This window comes from Amycolatopsis sp. NPDC114503, assembly GCF_055633655.1.
The window spans coordinates 525,881-545,097 of sequence record NZ_JBVKDT010000001.1 but is presented as its reverse complement, the minus strand read 5'-3'; the positions used below and the strand labels follow the sequence as shown (position 1 = coordinate 545,097).

Genomic DNA, 19,217 nt, shown 5'->3' with positions numbered 1-19,217 from the left:
CCCAGGACTGCTCACCGAGAAGGACCTCATGACGGAAACCTTGCCGCCGGAACACGACCGGATCGAACCGGTCGACATCCAGCAGGAGATGCAGCGCTCCTACATCGACTACGCGATGAGCGTCATCGTGTCGCGGGCGCTGCCGGACGTGCGCGACGGCCTCAAGCCGGTGGCGCGCCGGATCCTGTACTCGATGTACGACTCCGGGTTCCGCCCGGACCGCGGGTACAACAAGTGCTCCCGCGTCGTCGGCGACGTCATGGGCAACTACCACCCGCACGGCGACTCGGCGATCTACGACGCGCTCGTGCGGCTCGCCCAGCCGTGGTCGCTGCGCTACCCGCTGATCGACGGGCAGGGCAACTTCGGTTCGGCGGGCAACGACCCGGCTGCCGCCATGCGGTACACCGAGTCCCGCCTCGCGCCGCTGGCCATGCAGATGCTGGCGGACATCGAAGAGGAGACCGTCGACCTCTCCGACAACTACGACGGCCGCACGCAGGAACCAGACGTGCTGCCGGCGCGGTTCCCGAACCTTCTGGTCAACGGCGGTTCCGGGATCGCGGTCGGGATGGCGACGAACATCCCGCCGCACAACCTGCGCGAGGTGTCCTCGGGCGTCGTCTGGGCGCTGGAGAACCCCGAGGCGACCGACGACGAGCTGCTGGCCGCGCTGCTGGTGCGGATCAAGGGCCCGGACTTCCCGACCAAGGCGATGATCCTCGGCACCTCCGGCATCGAGGACGCCTATCGCACCGGACGCGGGTCGATCCGGATGCGCGCGGTGGTCGAGGTCGAAGAGGACGCGAAGGGCCGCACCATCCTGGTCGTGTCCGAGCTGCCGTACCAGGTCAACCCGGACAACCTGGTGGAAAACATCGCCCACCTGGTGCGCGACGGCAAGATCACGGGCATCTCCGACATCGCGGACGAGTCCAATAGCCGGTCGGGCATGCGGATCGTCGTCACGATCAAGCGCGACGCAGTGGCGAAGGTGGTGCTGAACAACCTGTTCAAGCACACCCAGCTGCAGCAGAACTTCGGCGTCAACATGCTGGCGCTGGTCGACGGCGTGCCGCGCACGCTCCGGCTCGACCAGATCATCCGGCACTACGTGAAGCACCAGGTCGACGTGATCGTGCGGCGGACCCGGTACCGGCTGCGCAAGGCCGAGGAACGGGCCCACATCCTGCGCGGTCTGGTCAAGGCGCTCGACATGCTGGACGAGGTGATCGCCCTGATCCGGCGCTCGCCCTCGGCCGACGAGGCCCGGCCGGGCCTGATGTCGCTGCTCGAGATCGACGAGATCCAGGCGACCGCGATCCTGGACATGCAGCTGCGCCGGCTAGCCGCGCTGGAGCGCCAGCGGATCATCGACACCCTGGCCGAGATCGAGCTGGAGATCGCCGATCTCAAGGACATCCTCGCGAAGCCCGAGCGGCAGCGGTCGATCATCCGCGACGAGCTGATGGAGATCGTCGACAAGTACGGCGACGACCGGCGCACCCAGATCATCCCGTTCGACGGCGACGTGTCGGTCGAGGACCTGATCGCGCAGGAAGACGTGGTCGTCACCATCACCCGCACGGGCTACGCCAAGCGGACGAAAACCGATCTGTACCGCTCGCAGAAGCGCGGCGGCAAGGGCGTGCAGGGCGCGACGCTGAAGCAGGACGACATCGTCCAGCACTTCTTCGTCTGCTCCACGCACGACTGGATCCTGTTCTTCACGAACAAGGGCCGGGTGTACCGGGCGAAGGCCTACGACCTGCCCGAGGCCAACCGCAACGCGCGCGGCCAGCACGTGGCGAACCTGCTCGCGTTCCAGCCGGACGAGCAGATCGCCCAGGTCATCGAGATCCCGAACTACGAGGTCGCGCCGTACCTGGTGCTCGCCACGCAGCGCGGCCTGGTGAAGAAGACGAAGCTCACCGACTTCGACTCCAACCGCGCGGGCGGGCTCATCGCGATCAACCTGCGCGAGGGCGACGAGCTGATGGGCGCGGTGCTCGCGGCGGCCGAGGACGACCTGCTGCTGGTGTCCGCGGGCGGCCAGTCGATCCGCTTCCACGCGACCGACGAGGCGCTGCGCCCGATGGGCAGGCCGACCTCGGGCGTGCTGGGCATGCGGTTCAACGAGGGTGACGAACTGCTCGGCATCAGCGTGGTCAAACCGGACAAGTTCCTGCTGGTCGCCACGGACGGCGCGTATGCGAAGCGGACGCCGATCGAGGACTATCCGGTACAGGGCCGCGGCGGCAAGGGCGTGCTCACCATCCAGCACGACAGTAAACGTGGCAGGCTGGTGGGGGCACTCATCGTCGACGAGGACGACGAGCTGTTCGCCATCACGTCCAGCGGCGGGGTCATCCGCACGCCGGCGCGGGACGTGCGCAAGGCGGGCAGGCAGACCAAGGGCGTTCGGCTGATGAACCTGGGTGACGGAACCACTCTTCTCGCGGTCGCACGCAACGCGGACGAGGGTTCGGACGTCGCCAATGGTGGCGAGGACTCGGCCGAGGACGGTTCCGAGGCGTCCGAGGTTTCGGAGGTCTCGGAAGTCGAGGCTTCCGAGACGGTTTCGGAGGAATCGGTTTCGGAAGAAGCGGCCGAGGCTACGCCAGAGGAGCCCACAGCAGAAGACGGCACGGCGCCGGAGCAGTGATCGGCGCCCCACGCACGGGTAAGGACTGACTCAACGTGGCACCATCCGACAAGGCCGACGACGCGTCGGCCAACCCGCCCTGGCAGCGCACCGCCAAGGACGGCGGCGGCGACTCCGAGGCCATGGCCACGGCGCGGATCGCGACCGAGGACGTGCCCACCGCGGCTCCCGAGCCTGCCGCGGTCGAGAACGACTACCCGGTCAGCGGCACGGCGGCGCCCCGGCTCTTCGGAGGCGAGGCACCGCCGCCCGCGGACGACGTTCCGCCCGCGGGCCGCACCCGGCCGACGCCGAGCGCGCTGCGCCGTCCCGGCCGGGGCCCGCGGCGGGCGAGCCTGCAGATCAAGCGGTTCGACCCGTGGTCGGTGCTGAAGCTGGCACTGGTGCTCGGCGTCGCGATGTTCTTCGTCTGGCTGGTCGCGGTCGGCGTGCTCTACACCGTGCTCGACGGCATGGGCGTGTGGGACAAGCTGAACGGCACGTACTCGTCCCTGGTCGGCGGCGAGGGCGCGAACGCGTCCCCCGAACCGCTGATCAGCGCCGGTCGCGTGTTCGGCATCGCGGCGATCCTCGGGGCGATCAACATCGTGCTGGTGTCCGCGCTGGCGACGGTGAGCGCGTTCATCTACAACGTGTCGGCGGACCTCGCGGGCGGGCTGGAAGTCACCCTGTCCGAGCGGGAGTAACCCGGTTGCACGAAGGTCGATACCCGGTTGCAAGAGCGGATGAGGGGTCCGGTAAAGTACTCCTCGTTCGACGGGCCCATAGCTCAGGCGGTTAGAGCGCTTCGCTGATAACGAAGAGGTCCCAGGTTCAAGTCCTGGTGGGCCCACATTTCCGGAAGGCCGGTTCGCAGCTCCTGCGGACCGGCCTTTCTGGTATTTCGGATGACTGCCGGGTGGTGCGGTCGCCAGAATCAGCCGCATGCAGACTCCGGCGGAGATCCTTTATCAGCTGAGCCTCGGGGTGGTCGCCGCGCAGTGGGACGACCACGAAGGCTTGGCCGCGACCTCGGCTTGGCTTGAGTCGGCGACTGCGCGCGAGCTGCTGCGGATCGACTACTACTCCCGCCAGTCCCGCTCCGAGAAGCCGGTAATGGGTCGGGTGACGGATCGGAAGCTGAAGCGCGCTCCGGTGGCTGCGCTGACGCTGGCTTCGATGCACCGCGACGGACACCTGCGGGAGCGGGCAGTTCGCCTGTTGTGCTCTTCGGACGGCGCGTTGAGCGACCGGGCCTTGGCGGTCCGGGTTGCCGACTACTCCGAGGTGGTCCGGGAGCTGGCCGTACAAGAAGTGCTGCGCCGTACGACGTTGGTGCAGGCCGGGCGGATCATGCCACTGCTGCAGCGTATTTCGCAGCGCTGGCGGGGTTCGGAAATTTTCGCGCGCTATCTGCGTGAGCTGGTCGCCGCGCACGGCGAGGCAACAGTGTGGGCGTGCTTGCGAAACTCCGAGGGCTTTGACGTACGGCGGGCAGCGTTTCGACACAGCTTCGAGTCCGGATTGCTCGGCTTGCCGGACGCGGTCCGGTTGCTGCCTCAGGAACGGGACCAGATCGTCCGGCGGCAGTTGATCGGTGTCGTCGCTGAATTGGCGACTCCGGACGTCATCGCTGAATCGCTGCTTCGCGGGCGGTCCGCGGAGAGTCGGGTGCTGGGTTTGGTGAAGCTGACCGCGGCGCAGCTCGATCCCGTTGAGGTGGAACGACTTCTGGTCGACCGGTCGGTGATGGTGCGGTTGTGGGCTCGGCTGCGCTGGCAGGAAATGGGGCGGGACCCGGTCGAGGTTTATGCGGCGGTCGCGCGTTCTGCTGCTCGGGCGGTGGTGCGGGCTCGTGCGTACGTCGGGCTCGCGGAGGCCGGGACTGAGCTGGACCGTGCGGAGATCGTCGGTCTTGCCCAGAGTTCGGACCTGCCGTTGAAGAAGACCGGGTTGTCGTTGCTGCGGGGCAAGGCGATCGCTTCGGACGTGCCGTGGTTGCTGCGCGAAATCACGAGCGAGCACTCGCGCGTGGCCCGGCTGGCGGGAGAAGTGCTCAGCAGCAGTCCGCAGCTGTGGTCGTTCGCGGATCTGGTGGTATTCAAGGATTCCGCGGATCCGGAGCTGCGGCGTCGGGGGTGGTGGCTGCACCGCGGTCTCGGCGGTTGGGAGGCGGTGATCGCCGACCTGGAGTTCGGGGCGGCTTGGGACCGGATGGTGCTGCCGATGTATCTCCAGCCGAGTGATGCGCAGCAGCAACGTATCGCGGCTCTGCTCGGGACGGGTTCCTTTGAGCGGCACCAGGTTCTGGAGATCGCGTTCGCCGCCGGGATTTCGGTGTAGTCAGCGGGTCTGCCGGTACAGGTCGCGCAGCAGGGCGATTTCCGCGCCGTGGTGGAGGAGTTCCTGGTTGACCCACCAGACGATTTCGAGGAAGGGGTTTTCGGCGTCGCTGCCGTGCGGGTAGGTGCAGTAGCCGACGGTGTCCAGCGCGGCGTCGTCGACGGTCAGCAAGGCTTCGCGCCAGGCTGTCGCACCGGTGTCGAAAGCGGCGATGGCGGTCGTGACGTCGCCGGCGATCGGGTAGTCGTCGCGGGTTTTGGTGTGCGTGCCCGCGGTGTGGTCGGCGCGGAGGGCGAGCATTTCGCTGAGGTGGCTGAGCCGCCAGGCGATGGTGGTGAACGGCGGTGGCGACGGTTGCGGGTACGGCGCGGCGTCGCGGCCCCACTCTCCGGTGCCGGCCAGGTGGGTCGCGCGCGGTCCGGGCCCGTCGGCGCGGCGGCGTACCGACCAGTGCCCGGGGACCGGCGGCCAGTGGTATTCGGCGTCGGTCATCGGGCTGACCGGTATTTCGGAGCCGTCGCCGCTGTCCAGGAACGGACCGGTGAGGCGGTTCACTAGGCGGGTGCGGGCGAAGTCGAACTGGTCGAGCAGCGGAGCCAAACGGGGCGGCGGCACGGAAAACTCCCTGGGCCGATGCCGGCAAGACCTGGTTCAGTGTGGCATGACCGGCGAGGATCTGGGCGAGGGTTGGGACAGCGTCGCGACGCTTGTCGACGGGCGGTGGGTCGAGCGGCGACCCAAGCGGGACGAGGTACGCGCGTGGCTGCTGCGGGAGACGACCGTGCTGCCGTGGCTGGCTCCGCAGCTGCCGTTGGCGGTGCCGATTCCCGTTGTGTGGCAGGAAGATCCGTTGGTCGTGCGGCATGAATTGGTGCCAGGAGAACCGGGCGAGCTGACCGCTGACGACGGCCGCGCGCTCGGCCGGTTTCTCCATGCTTTGCACGGCGCGGACGTGTCCAAGGCACGCGAACTGGGCGCGGAGCCGGAAGTCCTGGCGCTGGATGCGGTCCCGCAGTTGCTTGGTCCGCTGGCCGATCGTGCTCGTGTTTTGCTGGCGGAGGTTGAGGATTATCCAGCAAACACTGTCGTGCATGGAGACCTCGGGCCGGAGCACGTGCTCAAGCAGGACGGCCAGGTGAGCGGCGTGATCGACTGGTCCGACGTGTCGATCGGCGACCTCGCGCGGGACCTGGCGTGGCTGCTGTTCGGGACGTCCGCCGAGTGTGTCGCGGCGTTCTCCGCGGAGTACGAGGTCACGCCCGAACTGCGTCGGCGCGCGTGGGCGTGGAACCAGCTGGGCCCGTGGTACGAGGTGACGTACGGACTGGAGAACGACCGCCCTGACCTGGTCGAATCGGGTCTCACCGGCACCCGTGCGCGGCTCGTGGAGACGAGTCAGCCCTGCCGGGAAGAGAAGGACCGGCAGGGCTGAGTGATGCGCGGCCGCTGGGGCCGTCCGGTTCAACGGACCGATCACTCCGGATATTCCCGGTGTTCCACGTGGAACGAGAGACGGAACCGCTGGACGGGACGCGCGACGGGTCCGGTAGCATCGAGGGGTAGCGCAAGCATTCAGAAGGGGGCTTCAGGTGAAGAAGCTGTTGGCACTCGCGGTCGTCGCGGGCGGCGTCCTGTTCGTCGTCAAGCGGAACAAGGCCGCCAAGGCCGAGGCTGACCTGTGGCGTGAGGCCACCACGCCTGCCGCCCCGTCGGCGAACGGCAGCGCGCCGGCCAAGGCCGCGGACGCGTCCCGCAACTGACCCACACCTCGCGGACCCCGGTCCGCACCGGGCCTGTAGCTCAATTGGTAGAGCACCGCCTTTGCAAGGCGGGGGTCAGGGGTTCGATTCCCCTCAGGTCCACCAGCTTGACCAGCACTTTTACCGCGTTGATTGCTCTTAAATTTGATCAATGGGGGCTATGGTGGGTGCGGGTACGATCGGATCATGGCCAGGAAGTCGGCTAACAAACGCTCCCGCGGCGAGATCGAGCGCCGAGGCAACTCTCTGCGCGTGAAGGTCTACGCCGGCGTTGACCCACTGACAGGCAGGCGTCTCTACCTCACCGAGTCGACCACCGACGAGAAGGAAGCCGACCGGATCCTGACTCGGCTGATCGCCCAAGTCGACGAAGAACGTCACGCCCGCAGCAAAGCTACTTTCCGCGTAGCGATGGACGACTGGCTTCGCCTCGCGGAGCTCACCGACGAGACCCGCGACACTTACGAGGGCTACGCCCGGAACCACCTCTACCCGGCGTTCGGTGATACCCCGCTGTCAAAGATCAAGGCGCGGACGCTTGAGGAGTTCTACGCGGATATCCAGCGTTGCCGAGCTCGTTGCGACGGCAAGCCGCACATCGAGCATCGCATCGAAGGACCACACGAGTGTCGAACAGTCCGGCACAAGCGGCCGCCTGGGCGACCACCGGCCGCCGGCTACCCGCCGCACGACTGCAAGGAAAAGGGCTGCATTGTCACGCAATGCCAGCCACACGAGTGCAGTCCGCTCGGCAAAGCAACGGTGCTCAAGCTGCACTTCATGATCAGCGGGACTTTTGCAGCAGCGATTCGGTGGGAATGGGTGAAGAGCAACCCGGCGGAGAGTGCACGCAAGCCGCGGGCGCCGAAGCCCGATCCGGACCCGCCGACGACGGAGCAAGCAGCGAAGATCATTAATGCGGCTTGGGAGCAGGACGACGCCTGGGGGTCGCTTGTCTGGCTGGTGATGGTGACCGGTGTGCGCCGCAGCGAGCTTGTCCGGCTCCGCTGGCGCGACGTGCAATTCGCGAGGCAGATCATCGCGGTGCACGAGACGAAGACCGACCAACCACGCAGGATTTCACTCGACGACGCCACAATCGAGGTGCTGCAGGACCTCCGAAGCCACTACGAGGATCGCATGCGTGCCCTGGCTGTCGAGCCGAGCGACGACGCGTACCTCTTCTCCTACTCTCCGACTTTTGATCGGCCATGCAACCGGTCGGCCATCACCCACCGGTATGGCCGCATGTGTGCTTCGATCGGGATCGACAGCCATCTCCACGCCCTCCGGCACTATTCGGCTACGGAACTCATCCTCGCTGGCGTCGACATCCGCACCGTCGCGGGCCGGCTCGGGCACGCGGACGGTGGGACCACCACGCTACGTGTTTACGCCGCCTGGGTTGCCGAGGCGGATCGGCGCGCAGCAAGCGTGGTCAGCAACCAATTTTCGCGGCCGACGCGAAAAAACCGGCACGGAGCTAGATGATGGTCGCTCCGCGCCGAGTTCTGCTGCCCGCTGGTGTCGTCCGAGACGTTCGCGCGCGCTGGCCAGACCGTGCGCGCGAGTGGGAATCCTCGGTCCTCGGGGAGTTCAGGCAGCTGTGCGTTAAGTACGAAGCACGGCAACTGCACGTTTTCAACGCTCGGTACGGATTCGTCGTGTCGGTCGAGACGCCGCGGAGCCGGTTGGTTCTCAAGTCAACTCCCGATCCGGCTGGTCCGCGCCAGGCTGCTGCAGCGATCGAACTTGCGCGGTTGGGCGTTGGGCCGACAGTGCATGAGGTTGCGCGGTCGGAGTTCAGCACGTGGACAGTGATGGACGAGGTCCGACCTGGTAGCCGCGACATACGGCTCGCGACTGTTTCCGAGTTGGTAGCAGTGCTGACTCCTCTCGCTTGCGTTTCAGCGTCCGGCCCGTTCCCGAGCGTCTCAACCTGGCTTCGGACGCGCCTGAACTCCGCTGGGGCGGTTGACTTGGCACCCGGTCTAGCTGTCCCGAGTCGAGCCGAGCGGCGGAATGCGTTGTCCCTGCTTGAAGAACTGACTCCAGATGAGCGGCCGTCACTTTGTCACGGAGACATGTCCAGCGGAAATGTGCTCCGAGATGACGCGGGGTTCCGCTTGATTGATCCGCGGGCCGTGTCAGGCGACCTCGAATATGACGTCGCGGTTGTCACGTGGAAGTCCGAACGAAGTGTTGATGACCTGGTTGCTCGCCTCGAACTCGACCTTGAACGTACCAAGGCATGGCGATACGTAGCTGTCGCAGCCCGAGTCTGAGCCGTTATTGTACCGGGAATTGCAGAAGCTCTGACATCTGTTCGACGATGGCCGTGACGCCGAGCGCTTCGAAACGCTCCCGCTTACCAGGCTTGTTTGCGTAGCCGATTGCCGCCGCGCCAGCGGCATGCGCTGCCGCGATGTCGGTTGTGGAGTCTCCGACCATCACGCAGTCGCCGATTGGCACACCAATGAGCTCCGCGCCACGGTTCAACAGGTGCGGATGCGGCTTCAGTAGTGCGGGATCTGGCGAGATGCGCGACGATACGCCGACAACGAACTGCCGGAGCTCGTGCTGATCGAGGTAGACGTCTACTGCGCTCGATGAGTTGTTACTGACGATGACTACCGGCCGGCCCGTCGAATGGAATCGTTGGAGGAGCGCTTCTGCTCCGGGAGTCGGCTGTGCCTCAATCACGGCGACTCGCTCCAGCCGAGCGAGTTCAGCTTCTGCGTCTGACGCAGCTGCGGGGAATGAGTTTGCAACGTAGGTTAGGAGCTCGAACGGCTCACCGGTTTCGGGTGAGTCCTGCAGGTTGAGGGCTTCCCTCAGATCGTTCGCGACCTCCGCAGGAGTAAAGGCGCTGAATACCGAACACACCGGGCCGTCGAAGTCGAGGAGGACCGCGGACGTCGACGCCAGGACGGCGGCGGCCGTGTCCGCGGTCATCGGTACTCCCGACCGACCGAGTCCCACAGCGACTCGAACCACATCTTCGACTGCCGGACAAACTCGGCTCCGAGGCTGTCCTGGTCCTCGTCTGTCGAGTGTCGAAAGAGCGTCGCGTCCTTGCCCATTAGGTCCCAGATCCCGGTTCGCTCTCCATCAAGCATGACTTGGTGTTCCTGGACCGGGTAATAGCCGAAGAACGCCTCGGCGTTGTTCAGCAGGTAGACCTTGAAGAGGGGAACCGAAGGAACCACCCGCACTTCGGCACGGGCATTGGTCACGAGCCCAAGCTCGCCGAGCTCGTTCACCTCGTCGACGATCGCCAGCGTGTGTCGTTCCATGATTCGAGTCGCGCGGGCGCGGAAGGCGGGGCTGTCGGCGAGGTCTTCGACCCTGGCCGGCAACGCCCAGGGCTGTCGGGGATCGGGAACGAGCACTCGAACAGAGAGGGCTTCTGGCCGCAGTCGGCCGTTTCGGATCTTGTCCAACGGTTCAGTGATCGCGCCGTGCAACGTCTCGCCCGAAAAGCCAGCAAAGTCCACCGACACGTCGGGAGCCTCGAAGGCCCGCTCGATGTGCGATCGAAGGTCAACTGGTCGTTGTGTCCGTTCTCGAACGAAGGTTCCGCTGCCCTGCCTTGATATGACGAGCCCTTCATCTCGCAGGACCCGAATCGCGGACAGCACAGTCATTCGAGCAACTCCGAATTCCTTTGCGAGGTCCGGACCGGACGGCAGCTTGTCGCCCGGTTGGTAGGAACCCGTCAGGATCGCGGCCCGTAGGACGTTAGCGACTTGCTTGAACTCGGGCGACGGGTCGTTCGGATCCAGCTCCATGCAGCTCAGGGTACGGCTTGGACCCCCACTGAGCTAGGCAGCCTAGACAACCGATTGACATGCCTAGGCAACCTGGGTATCTTCAAATATGCCTAGACAACCTGTGCAGGTTGGACAGGTAGGAGACGGCCGAAACAAAGCGACCCGGGCGGGGATGCCGCCCCGCCCGGGCCTCGCATCGGACATTTGGAGACCCAGATGCATGAACAAGTTACGACAGCGAATGCTCGAACAGGGCGTGCCCAGTGCCGTGAGCTGATGCGTGCCGCGGCTTTGAGGAACGCCATGAGCAAACGTGCCGCTGGCGTGCCGACCTACACGGTTCCCGAGGCAGCTGCCCTCCTGAGCCTTTCGCAGGAATACGTCTACCGCCTCATTCAGGACGATGCGTTTCCCGCACTGCGAGTTCGTCGTAGCGCTGGGCAAGGTCGATACGTAGTGCCGGCGAAAGCCGTCGAGCGGCTGCTTGATGCCGCCTCAGACAGCGGGAACTGCGTCGACGTCGCCGAGTGGGTCGACAGCTGGCGCGCCTCGACGGCCGGGGGTGCGGCCTGATGCGCACGTTCATTGCTGCCCTGGCGGCGGGTGTGTTGATTCTTTTGGGTTCCGCGATGGCGGACTTTGTTCCGGTGTGGCCGTGGTTTGTGGTCGCAGGCGCGTTCGTGGCGTTGTTCCGGCTGGTGGAGTTGACGCGCGGGAATGTCGCGCGGTTGATGATCGGTCTGGCCGGTTTGGCGGCCGTGACGGTGTGGTTCGCGATCGAGGCTCCGGACGCGACGCCGGGCTATGAGGTGTGGCCGTGGGGCCTGGTCGGGTTGCCGGTGCTGGTGGTCGTCGGGGTGATGGCGGTGCAGGCGCGGGGCGGGTCGCGGGGGTTGATCGGCCGGTGGTCGCGGCGTTCGCGGCGCAACGGCGGGACGGCGTCGCGGTGGCAGATTTTCCGGGTGGCGTCGGCGTTCGCGATGCGGCGCAAGGCGAAGACGGTGAAGCCGAGCCTGCGGGAGGTGTCGCGGCGGGAGCGTCGGCGGACGCCGGTGACGGAGTACGCGACCCGGTTGGCGCGGGTCGGCGGGCAGGGGATCTGGTCGTCGGTCGAGGACGTGACGCTGCGGGTCGGCGGGCCCCGGACCGGGAAGACCGGCGAGCTGGCGTGCCGGATCCTGGATGCGCCGGGTGCGGTGATCGCGACCAGCACCCGCACCGACCTGATCGACCTGACCGCGAAGGTGCGCCGCGGCAAGGGCCCGGTGTACGTGTTCAACCCGTCCGGGCTGGCCGGACTGGAGTCGACGATCACCTTTGACCCGCTGTCGGGGTGCGAGAACCCGGTGACCGCGACCCACCGGGCCGGTGACCTGTTGCCGTCGGCGGACGGCAACACTGAGCGGGAGCACTGGGTGGCGCTGGCGCGCCAGGCCCTCGCCGCTCTGTTGCACGCGGCCGCGCTGGGCGGGCTGGCGATGCGGGACGTGCAGGCGTGGGTCGCCGACCCGGAAGAGGCGACCGACGAGGTGCTGCGCCTGTTGCGCAGGTCGGGTGAGCCGACGTTCGCGACGGCGGCGCAGCAGTTCCTGACCACGAACGAGCGCACCCGGTCGTCGATCACGACGACGATCATGCCCGCGCTGGGGTGGCTGACCGACCCGACCGCCCACGCGGCGGCCACCGGCGGCGCGTTCGACGTCGCCGAGCTGCTGGACGAGCGCGGCACGGTGTACATGCTCGGCGCAGAAGAAGGCCACACCGCGCCCCTGGTGGCGGCTCTGACCGCGCACATCGCCCGGGAGGCGCGGCGGATCGCGTCGGAGTCGCCGGGCGGCCGGCTGGACCCGGCGCTGACGCTGGCCCTCGACGAAGCTGCCCTGATTTGTCCGATTCCGTTGCACAAGTGGACCGCGGACATGGGCGGGCGCAACATCACCATCCACATCGGCGCCCAGTCCCGGGCCCAGCTGATCGAGCGGTGGGGCGCGACCGGCGCGGCGTCGATCATGACCAACAGCGCGACCGTGCTGGTTTTGGGCGGGTCGCGGGATCCGGACGACCTGAACGCCTACTCGCTGCTCACCTCGGACCGCGACGAGCACGTGGACACCGAGGACGCGGACGGGAACGTGACCGGCCGGTCGCCGCGGAAGGTGCCGGTGCTCTCGGCGGGGCAGATCTCGCAGCTGCCCGCGATGCACGCGGTGATCGTGCGCCGGGGGATGCCGGCGGCGGTGGGGAAGCTGCAGATGGCGTGGAAACGCCGCGACGTCAAGGCCGCCGTCCGCGCGGAACGCAACAGCGCGCGGGTCGAGCGCTGGACCGAGGCGTTCGAGCGGTGGCAGGACCGCCGCGACGAGTTCGCGGTCCGCGTGGGCGCGTTCGTGGACGCGCTGGCCGACCGGGTCGAGCCGTGGCTGGAACAGGGCGAATCCTGGTTCGCTGCCCGCGCCGAAGCCCGCCGCGACAAGCGACGTGCCGCGCGGGTGCGGGTCCCGGCACAGGACCATTCCGAACCCGCGGTGCGCGCGGATGCGCTGCGCCTGGACGCCGCCCCGGCCGAAGCAGGGGAGGGCGAGTGATGGACGCGATCACCGTGGCACTGCCGGTGCTTCTGGAGTCCGGGAACACCACCGTCTCGGCCAGCTATCACCGCGACGACCCGTACGCGGTCACGCTCGGGTTCGACACCATCCAGCCCGGTGTGGAGTGGGTCATCGCCCGCGACCTGCTCTGCGACGCCCTGATATACGGGCAGGCCGGGATCGGGGACGTGACGGTCACCGTCCGCGCGGACCTGGTGGTGCTGGGCATGTCCACTCCGGCCGGGACCGGGACGGCGGTGTTCCGCCGCGACGAGGTCGAGGTGTTCCTCGCCGCCACCAACGGCATCGTGCTGGCCGGACAGGAAACCGCCGAACTCGACTGGTCCGACACCGCCGAGTTCCCGGGGGTGGCGCTGTGAACCCCGTCGATCTCGAACAGTGGGTGCAGGTCCCCATGCTGGCCTCGGACGTGCAGGTCGGCGATCGGGTGCTGGTCGAGGGCCACCCGGAGCCGTGGACGGTCTACCGGCTGACCGCCGCGTCGTGGGGCCCTGCTCCGCATGTGGTGTCGCCGGCACCGAACCCGGACTGGACCGGGCCGCGGTTCGAGCGTGACCGGCTCTCGGACCCGGTCACGTTGCTGGTGCGGCCGGAGGAGATCCCGACCCCGGCGCCGCACGGTGCGCGGATCGCCGCGCACGCGCCGCGGAAGCTGGGTTGGTACACCGACCCGGGCGGTTGGGAAGTGGCCTGCGGTTGCGACTGGCGCGCTTCCGCCGTGGTCGACGGGAATCGCGCGGCAGCGCGGCGGGAATGGCTGCGGCACAAGGCCTCCGTGCTCACCGGTCTGCTCGCCGTCGCTCCGGGGCGGCCTCGGACGGCACTGCTGGCCAGGTTGCCGGAAGCGGCCTCGCGCTTCGGGTCGCGCCGCTGGCGGCTGGTCCGCCTCAGCCGCGGAGGCGAGGCGCGGTGAACCACAACCCCGATGACCTGTTCGGCCCAGTCATCGACGCCGAACGTCGCACCTGGCAGCTGAAAGCGCACGCCGCCCTCGCGACCGTGCTGTCCCGCGCCGCCGTCGCGGAACTGGCCCCGGTGACGTGGACGGTGACCGACCTCGGCGGCCTGTACGGGCGGATCAACGAGTACGGCCGGGTCCTGACGAACCGGAAGGCGCGGGAGCTGTTCGCCCGCTGGGCGGAGTTCCTGGACCTGCGCGAAACCAGCTGCTCGGCGGCGGGCGGCGCGGCGTCTTTGCGCGCGGTCGGCGCGCTGCCCGCGCACGGCGGCGACGTGGTCGTCGTGCTCAGCGCGCTGCTGCCCGACCGCCACAGCGCGGACGGGACCGACCCGGGCAGCGAGGAGTGCTGAGCCATGCCCGCACCCGAAGACCCGTGGGACCTGCACGACTCGGTCACCCGCGACCAGGAACGCATCACCCGCGAACGACGCAAGGAGTCCGGCCGATGACCACCACCAGCACTGTCGCGCCGCGGGTCTGGCTCGCCGCGACCCCGTGCGCCGTCCCGGCGGACCGGCCGGTGGTGCGCGACCAGATGGGCCGCCGCTGGCAGCCCGAGAACCACACCGACTGCTACTGCACCGCCGACGGCCGGCACCACGCCGACTGGCGCGAACTGCACACCCGCTTCGACCTCGTGGAGGTGACCCGATGAACAGCGACCAGTCCGGAACGGACCGGATCACGTTGTCGCGCAGCGCGATCCGGCAGTTGCAGCGCGAGGCGCGGGCCCGCGGCTACGCCCGCGGCCGCCATGACGAGCACCAGGACGTTCTGCGCCGCCTCGCGACGCGACCGGTTGCCGCCGCCGAGTTCGTGCACGAGGCCGTGGCACGCCCGGTCGACTCGTTGACGGTCGTCTGGAACGTCCTGCAGGCCGCGCCTCGGAACGAGACGGGAGGCGAATCCCGATGAGCTCGACCGACAACAACTCTGCTGCCGGACCGGATCCGGAGGAGACGATGCGCGCGGTCGCGGGCCTGGCGCGCGAAGTCGAGGCGCTGCGGATGGCGGTGGAAGCCGTGTCGCCGTTGCCCGGGCAGTTGAAGGCGCTGCACGACGAGGTCGCGCCGCTGCCGGAGCAGGTCAGCAAGCTCGCGAAGGTAGTCAAAACTCTTGCCGAGCAAGCAAACCCCGACGGCGACGGCGGGAAGACGCACCCGGCGTCGTGGCTGGACCTGGCCGACGGCCAGGACGCCGGCCGCGATCCGGCCGAAGCCGCGCAGGAGATGCTCGAAGACCTGTCGTTCTGGCTGACACGGGTGTTCCTGCGCTACCCGGACGCCGCGGCGGCGCTGCCGGAGTGCTGGTGGTGGCACCCGGACGTGGTCGAGGAACTGGTGTGCCTGATGCGGTCCTGGCTCGCGGCCTACGTCGACAAGGACGCCACCGTCGGGCGCGCCGCGGACTGGCACGACCGCTACCGGCCCGGCGCGGTCAAGCGGATCAAGTCCGCGACCGCGAACTGCTCGTTGGAAGCCCACCAGGACGGCGGCGAACGCCACCTGCCCGCCGCGCCGGTCCCGGCAGGGCTCGCGCTCGCCCCGATTTCCCTGTGGTGGGGCGAAGACCGCACCAGCGTCGCACCCGAACCCGATGACCAGCTCGTGACCGAGGCGCGCGCCGCCGAGACCGCGCGCCGCCGCAGCGGAGGTGTCCGGCGATGAGCATCCTCGACAGATTCCGCCGACGCCGCGATCGCACGGACGCGGCCTCGCCCTACCTCGACCCCGCCGAACAGCAGGTCGTCCGCGATCGGATCGCGCGCCGACAGGAAGAGTTCCTGCTCGGCATCGGGCGCAGCCCGCAGGACGCGCGGCGGATCGCGGGCGAGCGGGCGCGGCGGCGATCGGTGATCCGCCCGGAGATCGCGCAACGGATCGACGACGTCGGCGGCTTCGCGATGGAACAGGCGGACCGTGAGCACCGGTCCGGGCTCGCGGCCTACCGCAAAGCGGTAAAGGAGGAATGCGCGCGGACCGGGGTGTCCGAAGCGGACTTCTACCGCGCGGAACCGGGTCTGCTGGCGATGGCGTGGCCGAGCCTGCACGAGCGCCTCGGCGAGACGGAGCCGGTGTTCGACCTCGACGCCGAGGACGCGCACGAACACGCCGAGGCCCGCTACCAGATGGAACTGCACGGACTCGCCGATCCGCAGGACGACCCGATCGCCGCCGACCACCACGCAGGGGCGATGACGGCAGGACAGGCCCGCGACATCGTCGTCCGTGCCGAGGAACTCACCCGGCACCTCGAAACCTGCAGCCTGGGCGAGGCGAATTGCCCGACCTGCAGCGAGAACCTGCTCGACGCGAGCGGGTTCTGGGACCACGAAGTCGGCAGCGCCCGTGCCCGGCTGGCCGACTACAGCGTCGACGACATCCTGGCCGGCAACTTCGCGGCCGCGGACCTGGAGGACACCGTGCCCGAGCGGGAACCGGAGACGGACAGCTGGATCGCGCGGAACCTGACCGCCCGGCACGCCCGCGACCACGCACAGGCACAGGCACAGGCCAACGAGACGGCATCCGCCGGTCGGTCCGCCGCGATGAGCGAGCAGCGGGCTCGCGAGGTGGTGGTGCGCGCGGCGCGGGCGCGCGACCACATCACCTCCTGCGCGATTCCGCCGCAGGAGTGCGCCACCTGCCGCGAGTACGACCCGAGCAGGACCGACTTCTGGGACACGGAGGTGCCCGCCGCGGACGCGGCCCTGGCCGACCGCGAGGCGGGCGACGTCATCCTCGTCGACGCCGACCTGGGCACTGTCGTCGTCGCGAACCCGCGCCAGCTGACCGGCGACCTGCTCGACCGGGTCGTCGGCGAACCCGACGTCAACGACGCGGCCTGGCGGGACAACCCGCCCGCGCCGTCGCCGGTGCCCGAGCGGGAACCGGAGCCGGACAGCTGGATCGCCCGGAACCTGACCGTCGGCTACGGCGACCGCGTCCCGCTGCTTGACGGCGAGCGCGCGTACGCCGAGGACGTCCAGGCACGGCTCGCGCGGCTCGGGGACGGACCCGTCACCGAGGAGTCGCTCGCCAGCGTCGGGCTCGACCCCGCCGAACTGCACTCGCTCAGCCGCGAGCAGTTGCCCGCCGCTGCGCGGGAGTACCTGACCGCCGAACACGAACGCGAAGTCGCCGAAGAAGCGAGCGAGTACGAGCGGGGACGGCGCGAGGCCGCTGACGCACTGAGCGTCGCGCGGGCCCGGGAGATCCTTGAACAAGCAGCGGAGCTGACCGCGCACACCAGCGGCTGCCGGACGCCTGTCGAGCACTGCCCGACGTGCAGCGCAGAGGAACGCGGCGACGACCCGAACTTCTGGGACAACGTCACCGCCGCGCGGGACCGCCTCAACGGGCTCTCGCCCGAGCAGATCGCGGTCCAGGAAGCGGAAAACCCCACGGGGCGGGACACAGCCGTCGCCGATTCGCCCGCCGCCGCTGACCCATGGGGTGTCAGCGGGATAGCCGACCGCGACGAGGGCGACGCACTGCAGGACTGGATCGAAGCCGACGACCGCGCGGCGGAGCAGGCCGACATCGACGCCGAGGTGGCGGAGGCCGCCGCCCGCGGCGATTCGGCCGACGACTGGAGCGTGACGCACCCGGACGCGATCTGGCGAAACCCCGATCCTGCTGCCGCACAAGGAACGACGGCCGACAACACCGCGCACGCGGCGACCGCCGTCGGTCGGCAGGACGGCATCCAGGTCACGCCCAGCCGCGGGATTCGGGCCGGGCGAACGGATCAGGCGTCTGCGGTGTCCGGTGTGGACACGATGCTGGACCGGATCGACGAGGTGCTCGCCGAACCGGAACCGCCGCGCCTGACCGATACGGCGCGCGAGTGCGACCAGGCGCTGGCCGAGGCCGAAACCGCCGTGCACCGCGCCCGGTCCTCGAACGAGGACGACGCGCGGGCCGAGCGGTGCGCCCGGTGGAACACCGACGACGCCTGCACCGAGGCCGCGGACTGCGACCGGGACTGCGACGGGAACGAACGATGAGCACGGACAACACGACAGCAGCGGGGCCGCAGCGGGCGGCGACGGCGGTGTTCGTCGCCGGTCTGCTGGTGGCGCTCGGCGCGGCGGCGGCGACGGCGCACGGTCTGTTCGAGGTCGCGGTGGCGTCCGGGGTGCCGTGGCAGATCGCGTGGATCTACCCGCTGATCACCGACGGGCTCGCGATCGTCGCCTACGCGGCGACGTCGCGCCTGCCCAAGCACGGGCGCAGGTACGCGTGGGGCGTGGTGATCCTGGCGGCCGGGTTGTCCGGGCTCGCGCAGGCGGTGTATCTCGCCGGCGGGGTCGCCCGCCCCGCCGGCGCCGCCTCGGCGGCGGACGGGTTGCTGCGGTTCGGGGTGGGGGCGTGGCCCGCGGTCGCGGCGGCGATCGTCGCGCACCTGCTGTTCATGCTCGCCACCGACCGCCCGTACGCGACGGTGGACGCAGCGTCCGACGGCCCGCTCGCCGACACTCCCGCGTCCCCGGCGCGCGTCGAGCGGGACGTGCCGGGCGCCGCTCCGGTGTCCGTTCAGCCTCCGGCCGTTCAATCCCCGGGCGTCCAGTCCGATCCCGTTCAGTCGCATGCACTGGACGCGTCCAGTGTCGCGGCGGCGGATGGACGTACAGCCGAGCAGGGCGACACCGTACAGCCCGACCCGCCTGCGGACGCGGAGCCGGAGCCGGTGAAGCCGGAGCGTCCAGTCGTGCCGGTGTCGTCGCCGAAGAAGGACCGGGCGCGCGCGGAGGCCCGCCGCTTTCAGATCCACTCCGGGCACCTGCCCACGGTCGACCAGCTGATGGAACTCGCCGATGTCTCACGCGGCACCGCCGGAACAGCCCTGCAGGAACTGCGAAACCAGCCCGCCTCACTGCAACTCATCACCGACCACAGCACCCAGCAGGCCAACCCATGATCACCACGACACTCATCACGAAATCAGTCACCAACAACCCACTCACGAAGACCAAGACACCCAGCACGCACTCACCAAAGGACAAAGCCAAGGACCAAAGAAGGAATGCACACCTCGGCATCACGATCCGACGGGGCGCTGCGCCCTGGCGGGCGCGCGGGAACACGACTCCCGTTGTGGATCTTGAAAGCTGGTTTGTCGATC

General features: G+C 68.8%; 20 protein-coding genes and 2 tRNA genes. 19 read left to right on the top strand and 3 right to left on the bottom strand.

What is annotated here, in order from left to right; genetic code table 11:
* Positions 1-28: 28 nt before the first annotated feature.
* The 4 genes from gyrA to ACZ7OI_RS02715 all read left to right on the top strand — a co-directional run bounded on the left by gyrA (position 29) and on the right by ACZ7OI_RS02715 (position 4,987).
* Positions 29-2,665, top strand: coding sequence for a DNA gyrase subunit A (gene gyrA / locus ACZ7OI_RS02730; RefSeq protein ID WP_470262495.1), 2,637 nt, complete (start codon positions 29-31; stop codon positions 2,663-2,665).
* A gap of 35 nt (positions 2,666-2,700) precedes the next feature.
* The gene (locus ACZ7OI_RS02725) at positions 2,701-3,351 is read left to right on the top strand and encodes a DUF3566 domain-containing protein (protein WP_470262494.1); all 651 of its coding nucleotides are present in this window, start codon (positions 2,701-2,703) and stop codon (positions 3,349-3,351) included.
* A 72-nt stretch (positions 3,352-3,423) separates the two neighbouring features.
* A tRNA-Ile gene (locus tag ACZ7OI_RS02720) sits at positions 3,424-3,497 on the top strand.
* A gap of 92 nt (positions 3,498-3,589) precedes the next feature.
* Entirely contained in the window at positions 3,590-4,987 is a 1,398-nt protein-coding gene (locus tag ACZ7OI_RS02715; RefSeq protein ID WP_470262493.1) for a hypothetical protein, read from the top strand.
* Here the strand turns inward: ACZ7OI_RS02715 and ACZ7OI_RS02710 are convergent, their stop codons facing one another.
* Positions 4,988-5,602, bottom strand: a complete 615-nt coding sequence (locus tag ACZ7OI_RS02710; RefSeq protein WP_470262492.1) for a DinB family protein — start codon at positions 5,600-5,602, stop codon at positions 4,988-4,990.
* Between the two features lie 46 nt (positions 5,603-5,648).
* Between ACZ7OI_RS02710 and ACZ7OI_RS02705 the strand changes: the two genes are divergently transcribed.
* The 5 genes from ACZ7OI_RS02705 to ACZ7OI_RS02685 all read left to right on the top strand — a co-directional run bounded on the left by ACZ7OI_RS02705 (position 5,649) and on the right by ACZ7OI_RS02685 (position 9,032).
* Entirely contained in the window at positions 5,649-6,419 is a 771-nt protein-coding gene (locus tag ACZ7OI_RS02705; RefSeq protein ID WP_470262491.1) for a phosphotransferase, read from the top strand.
* Between the two features lie 157 nt (positions 6,420-6,576).
* Positions 6,577-6,747, top strand: coding sequence for a DLW-39 family protein (locus ACZ7OI_RS02700; RefSeq protein ID WP_020663676.1), 171 nt, complete (start codon positions 6,577-6,579; stop codon positions 6,745-6,747).
* Between the two features lie 29 nt (positions 6,748-6,776).
* Positions 6,777-6,852 (top strand) — tRNA-Ala (locus ACZ7OI_RS02695).
* An 81-nt stretch (positions 6,853-6,933) separates the two neighbouring features.
* On the top strand, positions 6,934-8,238 hold the full coding sequence (locus tag ACZ7OI_RS02690; protein ID WP_470262490.1) for a tyrosine-type recombinase/integrase: 1,305 nt from the start codon (positions 6,934-6,936) through the stop codon (positions 8,236-8,238).
* Positions 8,235-9,032 carry a phosphotransferase gene (locus ACZ7OI_RS02685; RefSeq protein ID WP_470262489.1) on the top strand — a complete coding sequence of 266 codons (798 nt, stop codon included), beginning with the start codon at positions 8,235-8,237 and terminating at the stop codon, positions 9,030-9,032. The genes ACZ7OI_RS02690 and ACZ7OI_RS02685 overlap by 4 nt, the downstream gene beginning before the upstream one ends.
* A 4-nt stretch (positions 9,033-9,036) precedes the next feature.
* Here the strand turns inward: ACZ7OI_RS02685 and ACZ7OI_RS02680 are convergent, their stop codons facing one another.
* Together ACZ7OI_RS02680 and ACZ7OI_RS02675 are read right to left on the bottom strand one after the other, a co-directional pair.
* Positions 9,037-9,702: an HAD family hydrolase gene (locus tag ACZ7OI_RS02680; protein ID WP_470262488.1), complete on the bottom strand. Its 666-nt coding sequence runs from the start codon at positions 9,700-9,702 to the stop codon at positions 9,037-9,039.
* Positions 9,699-10,538: a GntR family transcriptional regulator gene (locus ACZ7OI_RS02675; protein WP_470262487.1), complete on the bottom strand. Its 840-nt coding sequence runs from the start codon at positions 10,536-10,538 to the stop codon at positions 9,699-9,701. The genes ACZ7OI_RS02680 and ACZ7OI_RS02675 overlap by 4 nt, the downstream gene beginning before the upstream one ends.
* 285 nt (positions 10,539-10,823) lie before the next feature.
* Between ACZ7OI_RS02675 and ACZ7OI_RS02670 the strand changes: the two genes are divergently transcribed.
* From ACZ7OI_RS02670 to ACZ7OI_RS02625, 10 genes are all read left to right on the top strand, one after another.
* Positions 10,824-11,093, top strand: coding sequence for a helix-turn-helix domain-containing protein (locus tag ACZ7OI_RS02670; protein WP_470262486.1), 270 nt, complete (start codon positions 10,824-10,826; stop codon positions 11,091-11,093).
* On the top strand, positions 11,093-13,105 hold the full coding sequence (locus ACZ7OI_RS02665; protein ID WP_470262485.1) for a type IV secretory system conjugative DNA transfer family protein: 2,013 nt from the start codon (positions 11,093-11,095) through the stop codon (positions 13,103-13,105). The genes ACZ7OI_RS02670 and ACZ7OI_RS02665 overlap by 1 nt, the downstream gene beginning before the upstream one ends.
* The gene (locus ACZ7OI_RS02660) at positions 13,105-13,488 is read left to right on the top strand and encodes an SsgA family sporulation/cell division regulator (protein ID WP_470262484.1); all 384 of its coding nucleotides are present in this window, start codon (positions 13,105-13,107) and stop codon (positions 13,486-13,488) included. Before ACZ7OI_RS02665 ends, ACZ7OI_RS02660 begins: the two co-directional genes overlap by 1 nt.
* Complete coding sequence (locus tag ACZ7OI_RS02655; protein ID WP_470262483.1) at positions 13,485-14,042, top strand: hypothetical protein; 558 nt, start codon at positions 13,485-13,487, stop codon at positions 14,040-14,042. The genes ACZ7OI_RS02660 and ACZ7OI_RS02655 overlap by 4 nt, the downstream gene beginning before the upstream one ends.
* Positions 14,039-14,440, top strand: coding sequence for a hypothetical protein (locus ACZ7OI_RS02650; protein WP_470262482.1), 402 nt, complete (start codon positions 14,039-14,041; stop codon positions 14,438-14,440). The genes ACZ7OI_RS02655 and ACZ7OI_RS02650 overlap by 4 nt, the downstream gene beginning before the upstream one ends.
* Positions 14,441-14,535: 95 nt before the next feature.
* Positions 14,536-14,745: a hypothetical protein gene (locus ACZ7OI_RS02645; protein WP_470262481.1), complete on the top strand. Its 210-nt coding sequence runs from the start codon at positions 14,536-14,538 to the stop codon at positions 14,743-14,745.
* On the top strand, positions 14,742-15,005 hold the full coding sequence (locus ACZ7OI_RS02640) for a hypothetical protein (protein ID WP_470262480.1): 264 nt from the start codon (positions 14,742-14,744) through the stop codon (positions 15,003-15,005). Before ACZ7OI_RS02645 ends, ACZ7OI_RS02640 begins: the two co-directional genes overlap by 4 nt.
* The gene (locus tag ACZ7OI_RS02635; protein ID WP_470262479.1) at positions 15,002-15,757 is read left to right on the top strand and encodes a hypothetical protein; all 756 of its coding nucleotides are present in this window, start codon (positions 15,002-15,004) and stop codon (positions 15,755-15,757) included. The genes ACZ7OI_RS02640 and ACZ7OI_RS02635 overlap by 4 nt, the downstream gene beginning before the upstream one ends.
* On the top strand, positions 15,754-18,099 hold the full coding sequence (locus ACZ7OI_RS02630; RefSeq protein WP_470262478.1) for a hypothetical protein: 2,346 nt from the start codon (positions 15,754-15,756) through the stop codon (positions 18,097-18,099). The genes ACZ7OI_RS02635 and ACZ7OI_RS02630 overlap by 4 nt, the downstream gene beginning before the upstream one ends.
* Positions 18,096-19,013: a DUF2637 domain-containing protein gene (locus ACZ7OI_RS02625; RefSeq protein ID WP_470262477.1), complete on the top strand. Its 918-nt coding sequence runs from the start codon at positions 18,096-18,098 to the stop codon at positions 19,011-19,013. Before ACZ7OI_RS02630 ends, ACZ7OI_RS02625 begins: the two co-directional genes overlap by 4 nt.
* The last annotated feature ends 204 nt before the right edge of the window (positions 19,014-19,217 follow it).

Excerpts from the sequence above, each read along its gene's own strand:
- ACZ7OI_RS02635 (WP_470262479.1), top strand. The coding sequence starts at position 15,002 with ATGAGCTCGACCGACAACAACTCTGCTGCCGGACCGGATCCGGAGGAG.
- ACZ7OI_RS02690 (WP_470262490.1), top strand. The coding sequence starts at position 6,934 with ATGGCCAGGAAGTCGGCTAACAAACGCTCCCGCGGCGAGATCGAGCGC.
- ACZ7OI_RS02630 (WP_470262478.1), top strand. The coding sequence starts at position 15,754 with ATGAGCATCCTCGACAGATTCCGCCGACGCCGCGATCGCACGGACGCG.
- ACZ7OI_RS02680 (WP_470262488.1), bottom strand. The coding sequence starts at position 9,702 with ATGACCGCGGACACGGCCGCCGCCGTCCTGGCGTCGACGTCCGCGGTC.
- gyrA (WP_470262495.1), top strand. The coding sequence starts at position 29 with ATGACGGAAACCTTGCCGCCGGAACACGACCGGATCGAACCGGTCGAC.
- ACZ7OI_RS02685 (WP_470262489.1), top strand. The coding sequence starts at position 8,235 with ATGATGGTCGCTCCGCGCCGAGTTCTGCTGCCCGCTGGTGTCGTCCGA.
- ACZ7OI_RS02625 (WP_470262477.1), top strand. The coding sequence starts at position 18,096 with ATGAGCACGGACAACACGACAGCAGCGGGGCCGCAGCGGGCGGCGACG.
- ACZ7OI_RS02675 (WP_470262487.1), bottom strand. The coding sequence starts at position 10,538 with ATGGAGCTGGATCCGAACGACCCGTCGCCCGAGTTCAAGCAAGTCGCT.
- ACZ7OI_RS02660 (WP_470262484.1), top strand. The coding sequence starts at position 13,105 with ATGGACGCGATCACCGTGGCACTGCCGGTGCTTCTGGAGTCCGGGAAC.
- ACZ7OI_RS02640 (WP_470262480.1), top strand. The coding sequence starts at position 14,742 with ATGAACAGCGACCAGTCCGGAACGGACCGGATCACGTTGTCGCGCAGC.
- ACZ7OI_RS02645 (WP_470262481.1), top strand. The coding sequence starts at position 14,536 with ATGACCACCACCAGCACTGTCGCGCCGCGGGTCTGGCTCGCCGCGACC.
- ACZ7OI_RS02715 (WP_470262493.1), top strand. The coding sequence starts at position 3,590 with ATGCAGACTCCGGCGGAGATCCTTTATCAGCTGAGCCTCGGGGTGGTC.
- ACZ7OI_RS02665 (WP_470262485.1), top strand. The coding sequence starts at position 11,093 with ATGCGCACGTTCATTGCTGCCCTGGCGGCGGGTGTGTTGATTCTTTTG.
- ACZ7OI_RS02705 (WP_470262491.1), top strand. The coding sequence starts at position 5,649 with ATGACCGGCGAGGATCTGGGCGAGGGTTGGGACAGCGTCGCGACGCTT.
- ACZ7OI_RS02670 (WP_470262486.1), top strand. The coding sequence starts at position 10,824 with ATGAGCAAACGTGCCGCTGGCGTGCCGACCTACACGGTTCCCGAGGCA.